We start from the raw sequence: 13,640 nt of genomic DNA on the forward strand, positions 1-13,640 counted from the left end.
TCCCCCGACCCCCGGAGGGTTACCGCACCAGACACGGCCGCCCGGCGTCGAACCGCCACCCCGGCACCAGATACCGCATCCCCACCGCGTCGTCCCGGCCCCCCAGCCCCTTCTCCAGATACAGCTCGTGCGCCGCCTGCAACCGCTCCACGTCCAGCCGCACCCCCAGCCCCGGCGCGTCGGGCAGGGCGATCTCCCCGTCCACGATGCGGGGCGGCGCGACAGTGAGCCGCTCCAGCCCTTCCTGCCAGATCCAGTGGGTGTCCAGCGCGTTGTACTCCCCCGGCGCGGCCGCCCCGCAGTGCGTCACCATGGCCAGCGAGATGTCGAAGTGGTTGTTGGAGTGACAGCCCCAGGTCAGCCCCATCGCGTTGCAGAGCTGGGCCACCCGCACGGACCCCTGCATCGTCCAGAAGTGCGGGTCGGCCAGCGGTATGGAGACCGACTGGAGCGCCAGCGCGTGCGTCAGCTGCCGCCAGTCCGTGGCGACCATGTTCGTGGCCGTCGGCAGCCCGGTCGCCCGCCGGAACTCCGCCAGGACCTCCCGCCCCGAGTAGCCGTCCTCCGCCCCGCAGGGGTCCTCGGCGTAGGCGAGCGTCCCGACGAGCGGCCTGCACAGCTCGATGGCCTCGCGCAGCGACCACGCCCCGTTCGGGTCCAGGGTGATCCGCGCCTCCGGGAAGCGCCCTTTGAGCGCCCGTACGGCTTCCACCTCCTCCGGACCCGCCAGGACACCGCCCTTGAGCTTGAAGTCCCGGAAGCCGTAGAGGTCGTACGCGGTCTCGGCCTGCCGGACGATCGCCTCGGGCGTCAGCGCCTCCTCGTGCCGGACGCGGTACCAGTCGACGTCCGAGTCGGGCTCACGGACGTACTCCAGATCGGTGCGGCCGGGGTCGCCGACGTAGAAGAGGTAGCCCAGGACCCGTACGGACGAGCGCTGCTGTCCGTCGCCCAGGAGCGCGGCGACCGGTACGTCCAGGTGCTGGCCCAGCAGGTCGAGCAGCCCCGACTCGACGGCCGTGACGGCGTGCACGGTGGTGCGCAGGTCGAAGGTCTGGGCGCCGCGACCGCCCGCGTCCCGGTCGGCGAAGCGGTCCCCGATCGCACGCAGGACCCGCTTGTAGTCGCCCAACTTCGCCCCGACGACCAGGGACTCGGCGTCCCGCAGAGTCTGGGTGATCTTCTCGCCGCCGGGCACCTCCCCCAGCCCCGTACGGCCCTCGGAGTCCTTGAGGACCACGACGTTCCGGGTGAAGTAGGGGCCGTGCGCGCCGGAAAGGTTCAGCTCCATGCTGTCGCGGCCGGCGACGGGGTGGACGGCGAACTCGGTGACGGTCGGCTGGCTCATACGTATCGGAGTCCTTGACTGAGGAGGGGCGGGGAGGGGTGGGGAGGGGCGGTTCGGGACCGGGACCGGGACCGGTTGCCGGCGCTCACCGGTCACCGGTCACCGGCCGTCGGCCGTCGGCCGTCGGTCACGAAGGCTTCACAGGCCGAGGAGGTCGAGCGTCCACTCCAGCGCCAGGACACCGCCCAGGCCGAGGACCGCGAGGACCGTCGTATAGGTGGTACGCACCTTGATCGCTTCGACGACGGAGAGGTTGAAGTACTCCTTGAACAGCCAGAAGCCGGGGTCGTTGACATGGGAGAAGGCGATCGATCCGCAGGAGACGGCGAGCACCATGATCTCGGGGTGGATCCCGCTTCCGGCGAGGAGCGGCAGCACCACGCCGGAGGCTGTGACGACGGCGACGGTCGCCGACCCGAGCGCGACGCGCAGGATGACGGCGATGAGCCACGCCAGGACGATCGGCGAGATGGACCAGCCGTCGGTGGCGTCCTTGATGTAGTCGGAGATACCGCCCTCGACGAGGACGTTCTTGAAGGCGCCGCCCGCACCGATCACGAGGAGGATCATCGCCATGGACTGGGCGGCGGAGGTGCAGGAGGCGTTGACGTCGGCCAGGCTGCGGCCGATGCGCGGCCCGAAGGCCCAGATCGCGAGGAGCAGGGTCAGCATGAGCGCGATCGGCGCGGAGCCGATGAAGGCGACGAAGTGCAGGAAGGGGCTGTCGCCCGAGGCCGTCATGTCGACCACCGCGGCGCCCGCGATGAGCACGACGGGGAAGAGCGCCACGGACAACGACCAGCCGAGGCCCGGCATCTCCCCGTCCTCGAACTCGCGCTCGCCGACCAGTCCCTTGGGGATCGACGGGTCCATCGCCCTGACGAACGGCAGCCGCGGCCACAGCAGCGCGACGAGCGCGCCCGCCGGAACGGCGATGAACAGGCCGTAGAACAGGGTGTGCCCGACGGAGGCGTGGAAGGTGGCGGCCACCGCGGTGGGACCGGGGTGCGGCGGCAGGAAGCTGTGCATCGTGGACAGGGAGATCGACATCGGCAGGCCGACCCAGAGCAGCTTCGCCCCGGTGACCCGGACGAGCGTGAACGCGATGGGCACGATGATGACGAACGCGACCTCGTAGAACATGGTCACGCCGATCAGCATCGACGTGACCACCATGGCGACCTGGACCCAGCGCGGCCCGAAGGCGTCCAGCAGCGTGCCGGCTATCCGCTGGGCGGCGCCGGAGTCCCCCATCACCCGGCCGACCATGGCACCGAGCCCGATGACGAGCATCGTGTCGCCGATCTGACCCCCGATGCCCTCCGAGAGGACGTCCGGGATGTCGGCCACCGGAATGCCCTGGACGAGGGCGACGCCCACCGCCACGAGCAGCAGCGCGGCGAAGCCGTTGAGTTTCGTCCGGGTCATCAGGAACAGCAGCACCAGAACGCTGATCCCGACTACGAGCAGAGGCATGCGGTTCTCCTTTGAACCGTGGAGGCGGTGCTGCGGTGCTGCTGTCCGTGGGCGCGCACCGGGCGGCGTACGAACGGAGGGGCGCGTCAGGGAGTGGTCATTCCTCATCTCCATATGCAGATGACGTACACGTATGAGAACGGAGGTTAGGTCGCCGCACCGGAAGCGGTCAATGGGTGCGACACCGCGGATCTACGATGAGGCCATGCCGGAGAGCAGCGGGGTCCGCGGAGTACGCGGGGTGAAATCGGCGGCCCGCACGGTCGCCCTGCTGGAACTGCTCGCCGTCCGCGGCGACCGCCCGGCCCGTCTGGACGAACTGGCCGAGGAACTGGGCGTACCGCGCAGCAGCATGTACCAGCTGCTGCAGACCCTGATCGAGAGCGGCTGGGTACGCTCCGACACGACCGGGTCCCTCTACGGCATCGGCATCCGCGCGCTGCTGACGGGCACGAGCTACCTGGACAGCGACCCGCACGTCCGCGTGGTGCGCCCCTACCTCGACGAGGCGTCGGACGCGCTCGGCGAGACGATCCACCTGGCACGGCTCGACGGCCCGGACGTGGTGTACCTGGCGACCCGCGAGTCCCATGAGTACCTGCGGACGATCAGCAGGGTCGGCCGCCGCGTCCCGGCCCACGCGGGCGCACTGGGCAAGGCACTGCTGGCGGAACGCCCGGCGCACGAACTCCCGCTCCCACCCGACCCCCTGCCGGCCCTGACGGCCAACACGCACACCACCCGGACGACCCTGCTCGCCGACCTGGCGCACGTACGGGCGCGCGGCTACTCGACGGACCACGAGGAAACGGTGCAGGGCATAGCGGGCTTCGGCTTCGCCCTGCGTTACGACTCCCTGCCCACGGATGCCATCAGCTGCTCGATCCCGGTCTCCCGCCTGACCCCTTCGCACGAGACCCGGGTGATCGCGGTGATGCAGGAGACGAGAACAAAGATCGAGAACGCGCTCCCCTCGGCACCGGGATCACCGGACTGGCGATGAGAACCACCGGCACCCCGAAGGGCCGCCCCGCGCGCCGCACCGAAACCCACGCAGCCACCCGCTCGCTCGACCCACCGACCCTCGACCGAGCCACACCCCCCTCGACCGGGGCCACCCCCACGCCCACCCCATACCCCCGCACCGGCCCACCCTCGATCCGGTACGCTGTGACCCGAGCGTTCCTGGCAGACACTGCGGCCACCGCAGCAACCACCACGCTCACGCTCACGCCTTCGTAGCTCAGGGGATAGAGCACCGCTCTCCTAAAGCGGGTGTCGCAGGTTCGAATCCTGCCGGGGGCACACGACACAGGGCCGGTTCGAAGGGATTGATCCCTTCGAACCGGCCCTGCTGCATGTTCACATCCCTGCACGCGCGGACTATTGGGTCCGGTGCGCTCCCACCTCACCAGTGTCTCGCCGTGAGCCTTCGTGGGGCATCCTCGGGCGAGTGACCGGCACGACGGTGAGGAGGTCATCCAGCCCTTTGAAGTCGTCGGGGTTGGTGGTGAAGAGGGGAAGGTTCTCAGCCACGGCGATGGCAGCGATCATCAGGTCGGCCACCCGACGGCGTGGCTTGCGGCCGGCGCTGATCACTGCGGCACAGATACGGCCGTAGATGCGTGCCGCTTCGGCGTCGAAGGGGATGGGGTCGAACTCGTTCTCGGCGCGTTGCAGGACGTCGAGCCTACGGGCGCGTTCGACGTGTTCGTCGTAATTGCTCTGTTCGTCGTTGCGACGGACCTCGTGCGGACCGGCGGACAACTCGGCCAAGGTGATGGCGGTGATCGCCATTTCGTCCGGTAGCTCCTCGGGGGCCACCCAGTGGCGCAGAATCATGATGTTGGTGTCAAGGAGGCCCTGCTGATGCGTCGAGCGGTCAACGGTCATAGGGATCGCCCGGGTAGGTGTCGACCGCGGCGTCCTGATCGGCGCGGAACCTGTCAAGGTCGATGCCGGGGGCGGTCCCGGACATCGCGGCGAACTCCTGGCGGGAGACGAACCGACGACGTCGACGCAGCGGGACGAGTTGGCCGATCGCATGTCCGTCGCGGGTGACGGTAAACGACTGACCACCCTGTATCGCATCCATGATCTCTCGGGACCGGCTGCGTAGATCCCGTTGGGTAATTTCGGGCTGAACGCTCATACCGACCAAGGTAGCACCGGGTGCTACCAGGTGACACATGACGGCCGAAGCCTTGCGCCGACAAACCTTCGGCTGTGGCGGCCAGGTACGGCCTTCGCTGATCGATCCGGCTGGAGCCACAGATGAGAGGGCATCTGACATCCACAACTGACATCAACGACTTCGGACGGGGATGCACACCAGCGACTCCCGCCGGCCGTCGCGCCAGCCGACGACAGCAGTCGGGCCGCGCTCGTGATGTTGATCTGGCTGTGGCCGAGGAGCTCCATCACGATGCGGGGAGGGAGAGAGTGACTCCGGCCGCTGTCAGGAGGGCGGTCGTACCGTGTCAGGCGTCATGCAGCCGAACCACGCGCAGCCCGGGCGGATCCGGCGGACCCGGCGACGCGGGTCTCGTCGAGGAAGCGGCTCCAGAGCTTCGGGGTCCTTCGATGCGCACTTGGCGCCGCAGGCAGACAGGTGTGCTCCGGTCTCGCACCGCAACTGTTGGCCCGTCGAGGGAGTCGTACTCGCCGTGACCGGAATACGTGCACAGCGCAGCATGAGGTTGTCCCCCGCTTTCTCCACGGCAGCGGGCGCCGGCGCTCTGGTCGTCGCCGCGGTGGGGAGCTGGAGCAACCTCTTGCTGGTCGTGCAGGGGCGGGTGGTCCCCGGGTGGGGAGTGAGTGCAGGGCTCCTCGTCATGTCGCTCGCCCTTCGGTGGGCACTCGCCCCTGCGAATCGCCCAGCGGGTCCTGCGAGACTCCCGCGGAAGCAAGCCGTATGGGCACCGCTGGGCAATCGTCTGCTGATCGCCGCAGCGGTGTTCGGCACCGCGGGGGGAGCGGCGGACGATCTGATCTCGGGCGCGGAGTACCACGTACTGCGTCCCTCGGGGCCGGGAGGCTGCACGGCAGTGGTGCGCGAGACGTCCTTCCTCATGAGTGGCGCCGGCGAGGCCTACGCGGTGGAGCACACCGGCCTGGCCCTGAGCGAGGCGGGATCCTGGGCGGTCGATGACGGCTACCGGCCCGTCGCCGCAGGCACATACGAGTTGGACTGGGGGCGGGACGGCGGTGATCTGGAGATCAACGGCACGAGCACCGACCCGATCGTCAGCGGGGGATCGGGGGACATCGATTGCGGGTGGTGAGGCCGGTCGCGCTCAGCGGCAAGAGCTCTCGTCGGTGCAGCGCAAGACCAATCACCGCAGGGTGTGGGTCCAACCAGGTGCGCGTCCGGCTGTGTGCCGAAGCCGACACGCACCAGCGGACAAGGACGGCCGCCGACGCGTCATCGGCGCATCGGAGCCCCAGGCTTCTGACATCCCCCGATGACACCGCTGACACCGATGACACCGATGACACCGATGACACCGATGACACCGATAGGGCATACGCCAGTGGGCCCGGGCCGCGAGGCGCGGTCCGGGCCCTGTCCGTTGCTGTGCCGCCCTGCGGCGGCGGTGCGTCAGCTCTGTGCGCTGTCGTCGGCCGTCTCCCCCGCGGCCTCGGCCGCGGCTGTCTTCTCGCGCATCTTGCGCACCAGCTCCGCCTTCTGGTCGGCTGCGCCCTGGCGGTCGCGGTTGCGGTACGGGCCGTTGTTCTGCCGTTCGGCGCGGGACTGCTTCTTGCGCTGGCCGCCGCCCTGGCCCACGGGGTTGTTGATGTTCTTGCTCACGGTCATGGGTTCTCCCGGTGATGGTGAAGTGATCTACGGATTCGTCGGTGGGGGACGGGCGGCGGCGTCGAAGGACGTCGGCAGCGGCCCGTCACGCTCTCACTCGTAAATCGGCGTCTGGAAGAACATGCCAAGGACGTTACCCGGTTCCGTCGGCTCCGCGCACCAACCTTTTCGCCGCTGGGGCTCAATACAGCTAGCCCTGGTCAAGCGTCGCAGCAGCGGGAAGGTCGGTGCGGTGTCGCCGCCCTCCGTCCGGAACAGGCCGAGGTCGTCGGCCGGGCGGGCGGGCAGGCGGGCGTCGGCGTACCCCTGTCGCACTCCGTCACCTCACCCGCTTCCCGCGCTTCCCCCGTGGGTTGCCGGGTCCGGCCGGACCCGGCGCGGGAGGCTACTCGGCAGGCAGGGTCTCTTCCATCGCCTTTGCGGCGGCGGTCGGGGTGTAGCCCTCCGGGACGCCCTCGACCAGGATGATGTCGCCCTCGATGTGCCGTGAGCGCAGCGGCGCGATCTCCTGGTAGCCGGGGGAGTCCCACCAGGCCCGCGCCTCGGTGATGCCGGGGAAGCCGATCATCACGACGTGCCCGGGCCAGTCGCCCTCCTTCACCTCGTGCTGCGTGGCGTGCACGAGGAAGCGTCCGCCGTACGGCTCGAAGGTGGCGGGGATGCGCTCCATGTACTCGACGATCTCCGGGTGCGGGGCGGCCTCTTGCAGGTGGGCTATGACGTAGGCGGGCATGGTGTCCTTCCGGTCAGTCAGTCAGTCGGTCGGGTTCCGTATGCCGGGAGCGTGGCATGCCGGCGCACCGGGGTCGATGACCTGACAGGTGAGCGGACCATCCCGGCCGCACTGCGGACCGGCGATTCCAAGTGCTCGCGCAGGTGGAGATAGGAGAGCGGGCTGTCGCAGCACGGCTGAAATTGGTCTCATCGGCTTCGGTGGGCCGACTCAAGGACCACACCAGCTTCTTGTAGGATCCCCTATACACAAATGGCCGTGAGGCACGCGCTCCGCGAAGAGACAAGCGTGCCGCACGGCTGACCGAGGGGAGCTCAAGTTGAGACCCAACCCCACCCGGACAAGCAGCATTGTCCGCCACAGCGCGTCACGAATTCAAGATTCGCCACACACCGAGGGGACCAACGAGCGAAACTGTACACCATGTCCGGGCACGCGAGCTCGATGGCAGCCTGACCGGATCACGAGCAGTGCGGCGCTGATCACCGCACTCGCCAGCCTCGTCACGGCGGCGCTGCCCCTGATCGTCAGGCTGCTGTAACCCCGCCCCGACCGGTGACCTCGGGGATCTCGGGGACCTCGGGAACTTCGGCCGCACCGTGCGGCCACCTGTGAGCCGCCTCCGCACAGGACTCGGTGGAGGCCGCGTCACCAAGGTGTCGCGGCCTCTGGACAGTCCGGGAACAGGGCTTTGTCTTCCGTGGAGCGCGGTGCGAGGCTCGGGGGACTCACGTATCCCCTGGGGGTTCTCATGGCACTGTTCGGCAATGCCCACACTGTCGACCCGGCGAAGGCCCAGCACGACTACGCACGGCTGCTCGGGCACAGCGAGCAGGTGCACGCCGCCTTCCAGTTGATCCGCGACACCATCCTGTTCACCGACCGGCGTCTCATCCTGGTCGACAAGCAGGGCATCACCGGCAAGAAGACGGAGTACCACTCCGTCCCGTACCGCAGCATCACGCACTTCTCCGTCGAGACCGCCGGGACCTTCGATCTCGACGCCGAGCTGAAGATCTGGATCTCCGGCACGCCCGCGCCCATCGAGAAGACCTTCACCAAGGGCGTCGACATCTACGAGGTCCAGGCGATCCTCACCCAGTTCGTCGCCCGGTAGGCCCGGTAGGCGCGGTGGGTCCGTCAGGCACGGCGGGTGCGGAGGGGCGGGGGGTCGTCGGTCTCAGGCCCCGTGCCAGGGCCAGTGTGACCGCCGTCGATGCCGCCGCCATGATCGTCGTCGCCGTCGCCGGTGACGTGAGCTGGGCCGTCGCGCCCGCCAGTGCCGCGGCCAGTCCCTGCGTCGCCAGCATGCCGGACGAGTGCAGACCCAGCGCGTGGCCCGCCAGTTCGGGCGGGGTGAGGGCCATGAGGCGCTCCTGCTGGAGGAGGCTCGCGCCGAAGCCGACCGACGCCAGGGCCGCCAGGGCCGCCGCCAGGGGCGGGCCCGGGTGGAGGACGAAGAACAGGTACGGGGCCGCCAGCAGCAGGAGGAGCGGGACTCCGAGACGGGGGCGCAGGGCCGGGCCGGCGAAGCGGGCCACCGCCACGTCCCCGGTCAGCATGCCCAGCGCCGCACAGGCGAAGAGCAGGCCCGCGTGGTCGGGGGCGTAGGGGACGTAGAGGGACTCGCAGCCGACGACCAGGCCGTTGGGGAGCCAGAGCGCCAGATAGAGGTGACGGCGCGGGCCCGCGGCGAGGAGGGTCCTGTTCGTGCGCCATGTCGCGCGTACGGACGGGCGGCCCGCCGCTCTCGGCGGGCGGCGGGTCAGGCCGTACCGGGCGACCGCCGCGGCCGTCGCGTACAGGGCCGCCGCCGTCAGCAGGGTGCCGCGCGGCGACAGGAGCGCGATCAGTACGCCTCCGGTGGCGTACCCCGCGATCTGCGTGACGCCGTTCGCCATGTTGAAGACCGAACGGCCCACGATGTAGGCGTCCTTGGGGAGGATCTCGTTCAGCAGGCCCCAGCGGACGCCGCCGCCCAGGGAGGCCACCAGGCCGAGGACGAGGACCAGGGCGAAGAGCGTCCAGAGCGGGGCCGGGAGCGCCAGGAGCGCCGTCCCCGCCGCGAACACCAGGGCCGTGGCCGTCATCGTGGCGCGGGGCGGCAGGCGGTCGGCCGCCGACAGGAGCGTGGTCGCGCCCAGGACCTGGACGAGCGACGGACCGAACATGCTCAGGGCCGACAGGAGGGGGGAGCCCGTGGCCCGGTAGACCAGGGTGCCGAGCGCGAGACCGCTCATCGTGTGGGCCGCCACCTGTGCGGAGGAGGCCAGGAAGAGGGGGGTGAACTCCGTTGTACGGAAGAGGGATCTGTACGTCGTGGGCATGCTCCGGAGTCTCGGATCCGTGCCGGGGCGGGCGTTAGAGTTTCGCGTCCGTGCGAAACCGTCGCGACAGGGGGGCGGAGAAGGAAGGACGGGGAGGGGAGGGCGGAAGTGGGCTGGTGGCAGGTCAGTGCCGACACCCTCGCCGGCAGCCGCTTCGTGGTCTCGCCGATCGCCGAGACCTTCGCCTGTCTGAAGACCCTGCACGTCGGAACGGCCGCGCACCCCGGTGAACGGGCCTGGCTCGCCGCCCAGCTGCCGGGCTACGCACGGCGGCTGGTGGAGGATCCCGTCACCGCCGCGCTGGTACGGGCCGGACTCGGCCCCGAGTGGATCGCCGACTTCCTCACGCCCACCCCGCGCGGCGAGGGCGAGGAGGACTTCGCCACGGAGGTCGCGCGGGTGCGCGAGACCCCGCCCGACGCCGCCCGCGCCCACCTCGCCGTCGCCCTGCGCGGTCCGCTCCCCGCCGTCCTGCGGGACCGCGACGACCTTCCCGGGCGCGCCGCCGACCTGCTCACCCACGTCTGGACCGAGGCCGTACGCCCCGACTGGGCCCGTCGCCGCCGGGTGCTGGAGGCGGACGTCGTGGCCCGTACCGCCCGGCTGAGCCAGGAGGGCTGGGCCGCCGCGCTCGGTGCGATGCGGCCCGGCATGCGCTGGCTCGGCGGGAACCGGCTGCAGGTCAACCTGCACGAGTATCCGCCCCGCGAGATATCGGGCGCCCGGATCCTCTTCGTGCCGGTGACGCCGCGGCGGGGGTGGGTGTCGTGGGACGAGCCGGACCGGTACGCGGTGGTCTATCCGTGCTCGGGCGTGCTGGCGGAGGTGGGACCGCGGGCCGCGGCCCCGTCGGCCGTTCCCGAAAGTCTTGCCCGGCTGCTCGGTCGCGCGCGGGCCGGCGTGCTCGTCCTCCTCGGCTCCCCCATGAGCACGAGCCAGTTGGTCGCCGTCACCGGGCAGGGGCTCGGTTCGGTCGGCCGCCATCTGAAGGTGCTGCTCGACGCCCGGCTGGTACGGCGGCGGCGGTCGGGGCGGTCGGTCCTCTACTACCGGACGGCCGCGGGCGAGGCCCTTGTCGAGGCGCAGGGTGGTCGCCGGGCACCAGCGGTCGTCACCCGTGCGGGTGGCCGTCCCCCGGCCGGCGGCCGTCCCCGTGTCGGCGGGCCGGAGTTAGCATCCGGTCATGACTACTGACAACACCGGCACCCCCGGCGCCTCCGGCACCCCCGGCGCCTCCGTTCTCGACGTCGACATCGATGCGCTGCAGGGCGGCTCCGCGGATCTCGGCCAGTACGCGGGCCGGGCCGTGCTCGTCGTCAACGTGGCGTCCAAGTGCGGGCTCACTCCCCAGTACGCCGGTCTGGAGCGGCTGCACGAGCGGTACGCGGCGCGCGGCTTCACCGTGCTCGGGGTGCCCTGCAACCAGTTCATGGGCCAGGAGCCCGGCTCGTCCGAGGAGATCGCGGAGTTCTGCTCGGCGACGTACGGCGTGACCTTCCCGATGACCGAGAAGGTCGATGTGAACGGGGACGGACGGCACGCCCTGTACGAGCGGCTCACCGGCTTCGCGGACGGCGAGGGGCACAGCGGCGACATCCGCTGGAACTTCGAGAAGTTCCTGATCGGCCGGGACGGTGCGGTGGTCGCGCGCTTCTCGCCGCAGACCGAGCCGGATTCGGCCGAGGTGGTGTCGGCGATCGAGGCGCACCTCGGCTGAGTCCGCACCGGCGGTCTGGCGGTTCGACGGGCCGACGGGCCGACGGGCCGACCACCCAATGGCCCGGTGGGCCCGATGACTCGGCGGCCGGTAGCCCGGTGAACGGCCGCCGGGTGGCCCGTCGCCCGCGAGCCCTGTGGCCGGCCGCCGGGTGGCCCAGCGGTCCGGTGGCCCCGGGCCCCGCGACCAGGCGGCCCCGGGCGCCTACCCCCCGCTCCCCCGGGCCTCCTCGCGCAGTTCCTCGGGGCACCCGGTGCCCCGGGGCAGCTGGTAGGGCGCCGCCAGGCGGTACGTGCCGGGGCGCGGGGCCAGGAGTTCCGTCCACTCGTCGCCCTGGGCGTCCTTCTCCGTCACCATCAGGCAGCCGTTGACATTGTCGTACGTCTTCGGTTCCCCGTCCTCCCGCCGCTTGGACTCCTCGGTCTCCTGCGGCGGCTTCAGGCTCTTGCCCTCCGCGTCGACGAGGCCGAGCCACGGCGAGTACGGGATCCGGATCAGCACCCGGCCCGCCTGCTTCACCCGCAGCGTCATCCCGTTCTGCTCCGCGCGCTCGACGACGGCGGGCGGGTCGGCCATCGGCGTGGGGTCGGTGACCTCGAAGAGCTGCCAGTTGGCGTCGCCCCAGACCTGCTTCAGGTACGGCATCCCGCGCTGGACCAGTTCGCGCTCGCGCTCGCCCCCGTCGCCGTCGGGCTCGCCCTTGGGCAGGACGACGTAGTGGACGGCCCAGCGCTTGAGCCACTCGTGGTAGTTCGCGGAGTTGAGGGTGTCGTCGTAGAAGAGGGGGTTGCGCTCCATGTCCGCCTGGCGGTTCCAGCCGCGGGCGAGGTTGACGTACGGGGCGAGGGCCGACGCCTCCCGGTGGGAGCGGGCCGGTACGACCTCGACGCGGCCCTTCTCGGCGCCGGCCTCCTGGAGCTGGTTGACGAGGGGGGCCAGCTCGCGGGCCCAGGACGCCTCGGGGGTCGTGTGCACGACGTCGTCCACGGCCTTGAAGCCGATCCAGGCGTTCATTCCGGCGAAGGCCACGACGATCGCGTACCACTTGCGCGAACGCGGCACCGTCCAGGGCAGCGCGGCGATCAGCGCGACCCCCGCGAACAGCATCGGCAGACGGCTGATGTTGGAGCCGATCTGCGAGCTGATCAGCCAGACGAGGAGGACGGCCAGGCCGTACACCGCCGACGTGATCCGGACCGTCTTCCACTCCTTGGGGACCAGGAGGAAGACGAGCACCGCGTACGCGAAGGGCAGCACGACCGAGCCGAACAGCATCGGCTGCGTACCGGAGAAGGGGAACATCAGCGCCGAGACGCCCACCACGGCGGCGGGCGCGAGACCCAGCGCCCATGCGCCGGGGCGGCGTTTCTGCAGGAACAGCGCCACGGCGACGAAGCCGACGAAGAGACCGGCCACCGGGGACGCGGCGGTCGCGGCCGCGGCCAGCGGGGCGGCGCACAGGGCCTTGGCCCAGCGCTTGTAGCGCCAGCGGTACGGCCAGCAGAAGACCACGGCGGTCGCGCCGAGCGCGAAGACCATGCCGAGGCCGAAGGTCACCCGGCCCGAGGCGGCGTTGCACAGGAGCGCGAAGACACCGGCGAGGGCCGGCCACAAGGGGTTCCGTACGGCTCCCCTGCTGCGCATCAGCACCAGCGTGAGCAGCCCGGCGCTGATCGTCCCCGCGATCATCATCGTGGTCCGCACGCCGAGCACGGCCATCAGGTACGGGGACACCACGCTGTACGACACCGGGTGCATGCCGCCGTACCAGGCCAGGTTGTACGCCGAGCCCGGGTTCCGTCCCACGAACTCGGCCCACGCGTCCTGCGCCGCGAGGTCGCCCCCGCTGTTCGCGAACGTGAAGAACCAGATGATGTGGAGCACGCCGGCGAGCGCCGTGGTGAGGACCGCGGGGTGGCGGACGAAGCGGCGGAGGCGGGTGTCGCCGTCCCCGCCGGAGCCGATACCGGTGCCGGTGCCGGTGCTGGAACCGGTGCCCGTGTCGGTGCCGGCCGGTTGCGCGGGGCCGGGGGGCGTGGCCGGGTCGGAGGACCCCGCCGTGGGGCCCGGCCTGTCGTCGTACCGGGTACGCACCCGTATTCGCGGGCCGGCCTCTCGGTCCGGCTCGGCGTCGTCGGCGTGGGTCGGCTCCGCTGTCGCCACGTGCTGGACTCCTGTGTCCCGTTGTTCCACTCTCGGTCTCGGCCGGGCCCCGCGGCGGG

13 protein-coding genes and 1 tRNA gene are annotated in these 13,640 nt (G+C 70.8%); 6 read left to right on the forward strand and 8 right to left on the reverse strand.

Annotated features, from left to right (window positions below; genetic code table 11):
• Positions 1-19 precede the first annotated feature (19 nt).
• Together KM933_RS14925 and KM933_RS14930 are read right to left on the reverse strand one after the other, a co-directional pair.
• Positions 20-1,348, reverse strand: a complete 1,329-nt coding sequence (locus KM933_RS14925; protein ID WP_221352251.1) for an enolase C-terminal domain-like protein — start codon at positions 1,346-1,348, stop codon at positions 20-22.
• Between the two features lie 138 nt (positions 1,349-1,486).
• Positions 1,487-2,824: a gluconate:H+ symporter gene (locus KM933_RS14930; RefSeq protein WP_221352253.1), complete on the reverse strand. Its 1,338-nt coding sequence runs from the start codon at positions 2,822-2,824 to the stop codon at positions 1,487-1,489.
• A 205-nt stretch (positions 2,825-3,029) separates the two neighbouring features.
• Here KM933_RS14930 and KM933_RS14935 point away from each other — a divergent pair, with 205 nt between their 5' ends.
• Both KM933_RS14935 and KM933_RS14940 read left to right on the forward strand, forming a co-directional pair.
• Entirely contained in the window at positions 3,030-3,827 is a 798-nt protein-coding gene (locus tag KM933_RS14935) for an IclR family transcriptional regulator (RefSeq protein ID WP_221352255.1), read from the forward strand.
• 229 nt (positions 3,828-4,056) lie between these two features.
• Positions 4,057-4,129 (forward strand) — tRNA-Arg (locus KM933_RS14940).
• Between the two features lie 78 nt (positions 4,130-4,207).
• Here KM933_RS14940 and KM933_RS14945 read toward each other — a convergent pair.
• Together KM933_RS14945 and KM933_RS14950 are read right to left on the reverse strand one after the other, a co-directional pair.
• Positions 4,208-4,717 (reverse strand): type II toxin-antitoxin system VapC family toxin, encoded by a 510-nt coding sequence (locus KM933_RS14945; RefSeq protein WP_221352258.1) that lies wholly within the window; start codon positions 4,715-4,717, stop codon positions 4,208-4,210.
• Positions 4,707-4,976: a type II toxin-antitoxin system Phd/YefM family antitoxin gene (locus KM933_RS14950; RefSeq protein ID WP_221352260.1), complete on the reverse strand. Its 270-nt coding sequence runs from the start codon at positions 4,974-4,976 to the stop codon at positions 4,707-4,709. The genes KM933_RS14945 and KM933_RS14950 overlap by 11 nt, the downstream gene beginning before the upstream one ends.
• Before the next feature lie 802 nt (positions 4,977-5,778).
• Between KM933_RS14950 and KM933_RS14955 the strand changes: the two genes are divergently transcribed.
• A complete protein-coding gene (locus KM933_RS14955) occupies positions 5,779-6,108 on the forward strand; it encodes a hypothetical protein (protein ID WP_221352262.1) in 330 nt (109 codons plus the stop codon).
• Between the two features lie 317 nt (positions 6,109-6,425).
• Here KM933_RS14955 and KM933_RS14960 read toward each other — a convergent pair whose 3' ends face one another.
• Positions 6,426-6,641, reverse strand: coding sequence for a DUF6243 family protein (locus tag KM933_RS14960; RefSeq protein WP_221352264.1), 216 nt, complete (start codon positions 6,639-6,641; stop codon positions 6,426-6,428).
• Positions 6,642-7,026: 385 nt separating this feature from the next.
• Positions 7,027-7,374, reverse strand: a complete 348-nt coding sequence (locus KM933_RS14965) for a DUF1330 domain-containing protein (protein WP_221352266.1) — start codon at positions 7,372-7,374, stop codon at positions 7,027-7,029.
• A gap of 751 nt (positions 7,375-8,125) precedes the next feature.
• On the opposite strand from KM933_RS14965, the gene KM933_RS14970 reads away from it, so the two are divergent.
• A complete protein-coding gene (locus KM933_RS14970) occupies positions 8,126-8,491 on the forward strand; it encodes a PH domain-containing protein (RefSeq protein ID WP_221352268.1) in 366 nt (121 codons plus the stop codon).
• Here KM933_RS14970 and KM933_RS14975 read toward each other — a convergent pair.
• Positions 8,469-9,701, reverse strand: a complete 1,233-nt coding sequence (locus KM933_RS14975) for an MFS transporter (RefSeq protein ID WP_221352270.1) — start codon at positions 9,699-9,701, stop codon at positions 8,469-8,471. The two genes, KM933_RS14970 and KM933_RS14975, sit on opposite strands and share 23 nt — an antisense overlap.
• 108 nt (positions 9,702-9,809) lie before the next feature.
• Here KM933_RS14975 and KM933_RS14980 point away from each other — a divergent pair, with 108 nt between their 5' ends.
• Positions 9,810-10,895 (forward strand): ArsR family transcriptional regulator, encoded by a 1,086-nt coding sequence (locus KM933_RS14980; RefSeq protein WP_221352272.1) that lies wholly within the window; start codon positions 9,810-9,812, stop codon positions 10,893-10,895.
• Positions 10,885-11,418, forward strand: coding sequence for a glutathione peroxidase (locus KM933_RS14985; protein WP_221352274.1), 534 nt, complete (start codon positions 10,885-10,887; stop codon positions 11,416-11,418). The genes KM933_RS14980 and KM933_RS14985 overlap by 11 nt, the downstream gene beginning before the upstream one ends.
• A gap of 204 nt (positions 11,419-11,622) precedes the next feature.
• Here KM933_RS14985 and KM933_RS14990 read toward each other — a convergent pair whose 3' ends face one another.
• Positions 11,623-13,581 carry an MFS transporter gene (locus KM933_RS14990; RefSeq protein WP_221352276.1) on the reverse strand — a complete coding sequence of 653 codons (1,959 nt, stop codon included), beginning with the start codon at positions 13,579-13,581 and terminating at the stop codon, positions 11,623-11,625.
• Positions 13,582-13,640: the final 59 nt, after the last annotated feature.

Source organism: Streptomyces beigongshangae, assembly GCF_019710745.1.
GTDB lineage: Bacteria > Actinomycetota > Actinomycetes > Streptomycetales > Streptomycetaceae > Streptomyces > Streptomyces beigongshangae.

Bases quoted from the DNA above. Each gene is read 5' to 3' on its own strand.
- KM933_RS14975 (WP_221352270.1), bottom strand. From the start codon at position 9,701: ATGCCCACGACGTACAGATCCCTCTTCCGTACAACGGAGTTCACCCCC.
- KM933_RS14935 (WP_221352255.1), top strand. From the start codon at position 3,030: ATGCCGGAGAGCAGCGGGGTCCGCGGAGTACGCGGGGTGAAATCGGCG.
- KM933_RS14965 (WP_221352266.1), bottom strand. From the start codon at position 7,374: ATGCCCGCCTACGTCATAGCCCACCTGCAAGAGGCCGCCCCGCACCCG.
- KM933_RS14950 (WP_221352260.1), bottom strand. From the start codon at position 4,976: ATGAGCGTTCAGCCCGAAATTACCCAACGGGATCTACGCAGCCGGTCC.
- KM933_RS14930 (WP_221352253.1), bottom strand. From the start codon at position 2,824: ATGCCTCTGCTCGTAGTCGGGATCAGCGTTCTGGTGCTGCTGTTCCTG.
- KM933_RS14960 (WP_221352264.1), bottom strand. From the start codon at position 6,641: ATGACCGTGAGCAAGAACATCAACAACCCCGTGGGCCAGGGCGGCGGC.
- KM933_RS14945 (WP_221352258.1), bottom strand. From the start codon at position 4,717: ATGACCGTTGACCGCTCGACGCATCAGCAGGGCCTCCTTGACACCAAC.
- KM933_RS14925 (WP_221352251.1), bottom strand. From the start codon at position 1,348: ATGAGCCAGCCGACCGTCACCGAGTTCGCCGTCCACCCCGTCGCCGGC.
- KM933_RS14985 (WP_221352274.1), top strand. From the start codon at position 10,885: ATGACTACTGACAACACCGGCACCCCCGGCGCCTCCGGCACCCCCGGC.
- KM933_RS14970 (WP_221352268.1), top strand. From the start codon at position 8,126: ATGGCACTGTTCGGCAATGCCCACACTGTCGACCCGGCGAAGGCCCAG.